The following is a 3,446-nucleotide window of genomic DNA, read 5'->3' on the forward strand; positions in this document are numbered from 1 at the left end:
TATCGGAATTGCTGCGCCTGGGTCTATAACTGCAACTAATTTTTTTGATGTGCTTTCAGGATATCAATTTACTGGATATACCCCTTCTACAGGGACTTTTCTTCCGGGTCCCTCCCCGATTCCTGGAAGTACTGGGTCTATTACAATTAGTGGGCCCAGTAGTGGTACTTATAGCTTTTTGAATGGTGATTTTGTTAGGTCTTCTGGGAGTATTACGACCAATGGGAATCTTATCCTTCCTGGTGGGGTTTTTACACAATGGGGAACGGGGAATAGTTCAAATCTAGCTTTGGGAGTGTTAACCAATAATGGGACACTTAGTTTTGCATCTAGTCTTACTGGTGCATCAACAACTGGGTCGATTGTGAATAATGGGACGATTTTGGCCAATGCAGGTAATTTGAATATAACTGTTGGAGGAAGTATTACCAATAATCCAGGGGCGACTATAGATGGTGGTGGCTTTAACGTCTTATTAAAAACTGTTGGAGGGGGGATTAACAACATGGGAACGATCAGTGGGTTTGATAGAGTTTCACTCCAAGCTTCTAATCCAAATCAATTGGGACCTTATATTTTTGGGAGTATTTCGAATACTGGAACGATTAATATTACTGATCCAAATTCATCGACTAATCCTGCCTCTTTTTTGGGAATTATATCAACTACTGGTTCAGTGTTTTTAAATGGGGTTGTTAATACGGCCGATCCTAATGGAGTGTCACATGCATACTTTCATACAAACTCTGTTGGTAATTTCGGCATGAACATGGATGCTAATGTGACGGCAAAAACTGTTAACTTTTCTGTGCATAATCTGACGGGTTCTGGGGTATTGACGGCCCAAACGGTTCATTTAAATGTAACAGGTAACGTGCGGAATGTGGTTAGTCCAACCAATCCGCTTCTTAACGGGTTTACCATTGCTAATGGACCGTTTAGTTCTACTTCGATTTTTATTGATGCTGATGGGATTGCTCCGCAGATTATTAACCTGCATGTGAATGGGAATGCGACGATTGATTCAGCGGATACCAGTACGTTTTTTAATTCAGTAACTAGTCCTACAACAGGTTTAACCAATCCTGTACCTAATGCTGGGGGGAATCTGCTTGTGAATGCTACTGGCAATCTGACGGTAAATGGTAGCGTTCCGAGTTCTTATGCCTTGAGTACGGATATTTTAGGATTGTCTAATGCGTTTGTGTTTCCTGGAGGGGTAGCGTTAAAGGCAGGGGGGATGTTGACGCTGAATACTACGATTGACAATGGGTATACGGCGGTTGCTGGGCCAAATTACCAAGGCGTATTTTTATCGGCTCCACAGATATTTGTAAGTGGGCCTTTTGTGACCAGTGGCAACACGATAGTGCATGCGAGTGGACCGATCAGCGCTGCGGTGTATGTGGCAACACCCGTATCGCCCGTTTTTCCAAGTATTTATACAGCCGTGTTAAGTACGACAAACGGGCCGGTGGTCAGCTCATTCCCATGGCCATAATTGGTTAAGGGATTGGAATTAGGTTCTTACAAAGAGAAAAAAAGGGAAGCTTTTTTATAAGCTTCCCTTTTTTTTGTTTTGAATGGGAGGAAAGGTTTAGAAAAAAAAATATGAGTAAGGGGGGGGCTAAATTTTAGCGGATAGACTAGAAGTCCCAACGAGAAAAATAGGGAAGGACAATGAGACTGTGTTCTTCTAAATAATAGAAGTGTTTTTATTTCAACTTTTATAAACTATAACACATTACTATTAAAATATTAATAAGTTTATTATATTTATGATTTGCATCTCTTGTTATTCTTTTATAGAAAAATAGAAAAGAATCGGATCTGGGAACCACAATGAAAAACACGAATCGGCTGCTGGGAAGTTCCATTTTCTTTTTAATTGCCTGCGGCTTAATTTTTACAAGGCTTTCTTCTTTTGCCCTTCCTGGATTCGGCCAGCTTCCTGGTCATGGAGTGGTAGCTAATGGGGTAAGTGGCGTGAGTTATAACTTGACAGCTCCTAATCAGGCAACGCTGACGGTATCAAGTCCAACGGCGATTCTCTGGCAAAGTTCAGGAGGCACTTTAAATGTGACTGGTTCTGGTCCTGGATTTAACGTGGGATCCGGTGCCATCTTTATTATTTCTTCAACAAACACCGCTTACAATCCAGTGCTAAACGTAGACACTACGGGTAACCCTTCGATGATCTTTGGAAGGGTGCAATCTGTATCAACTGCACCGTTTATTTTAGCAAATGGCAGTGGGATTGTCGTTGGTTCTTCAGGAATTATTACTTCTCCTGCAGGGGTAGGAATTATTGGCTATAATGTACCTCTTTCGGTGGCTCAAGACTTTACTGGGTATGGGCTTGGAATAGTCCCTGGATTGACGGGCAGTTATGTCACGATTCAGACAGGAGCCTCGATAACTTATGGACCTACAAATATTCCTCCTATTACTAAAGGAAGCCCAGTTGGAAGCGCCCTTTTAGTGACAGCTCCGCAGATTACTGTGGGGATTGCTACTGCAAGCTCGTTGAATGGAGGCTCTGCCAATCATTTTCTTGATTTTCTTTCTGGATATCAGTTTCTCTTTTCGTTCCGAGTCCTTGGAGACAATAACGGGTTTCGGATAGCACCCACTCCTATTTCCGGCAGCAGCGGGTCAATTACTATTAACGGTTCTTCTTCAGGCAGCCCTTTTTCGTTCCCGACCTATTCCTACTTGCTTTCTTCCGGGAACATCATTACAAAGGGCAATGTGGTTTTGCCGGGGGGTCCATTTATTCAATGGGGAACTGGAAACAAGGAGGTGTGGCAAGGTTGGCTATATAACTATGGGAACATCGCTTTTGCACAGACTTTGGATCCTCAAACTCTTTCTACTCGTGGGTCTTTATTGAACTATGGATCCATTTTTTCCTATCCAGCCGCACCGTTTTACAATGCACAAGGTCAGTTGCTCTCTATCCCAAGCACTCCAACCTTAGTTCTTTGGGTGAATGGGTCAATCATTAATCAGGCTGGGGCAGTGATGAACGCGAGCTCGACGATAAGTGGAAGCTCGACAACAGGGGGTATTGATTTGTGGGCACAGCAAGGAGCGATTATCAATCATGGGTGGATGCAGGGCTATGATTTTATCAATCTTTTTGCTCAGAACCCAAACCAGTTAAACACTCAGTTTCCGCTGGGAAGCGTGTTTAGTAATGGGACTTTAGCGATTTCAAGTCCAACGGCTTCCACAGATTCTTTTACGAACCCAGGTAATGGAGCGATTAGCGCTTTTGCTCCATTATATCTGCACCAACTCACAACCACACCGAACATTAATCTTTGGATAAGCAGTGCTACGGGTAATGTGTATTTGCCAAGCGGATCGATTCAAATAAGCGATCCCAATGGTATTCATGCGGCGGCCTTATCCGCTTCGAAATCTGGTGGGGTGTTTCTTTT

General features: G+C 43.1%; 2 protein-coding genes. Both read left to right on the forward strand.

Features of this window, described 5'->3' with window-relative positions; all coding sequences use genetic code 11:
* Positions 1 to 1,501, forward strand: a 1,501-nt coding sequence (locus A7Q09_RS06305) for a hypothetical protein (RefSeq protein ID WP_166791938.1), incomplete at its 5' end; no start/stop codon positions are given.
* Positions 1,502 to 1,842: 341 nt separating this feature from the next.
* Positions 1,843 to 3,446, forward strand: a 1,604-nt coding sequence (locus A7Q09_RS06310) for a hypothetical protein (RefSeq protein WP_134390431.1), incomplete at its 3' end; no start/stop codon positions are given.

This window comes from Methylacidiphilum sp. Yel, assembly GCF_004421185.1.
GTDB lineage: Bacteria > Verrucomicrobiota > Verrucomicrobiia > Methylacidiphilales > Methylacidiphilaceae > Methylacidiphilum.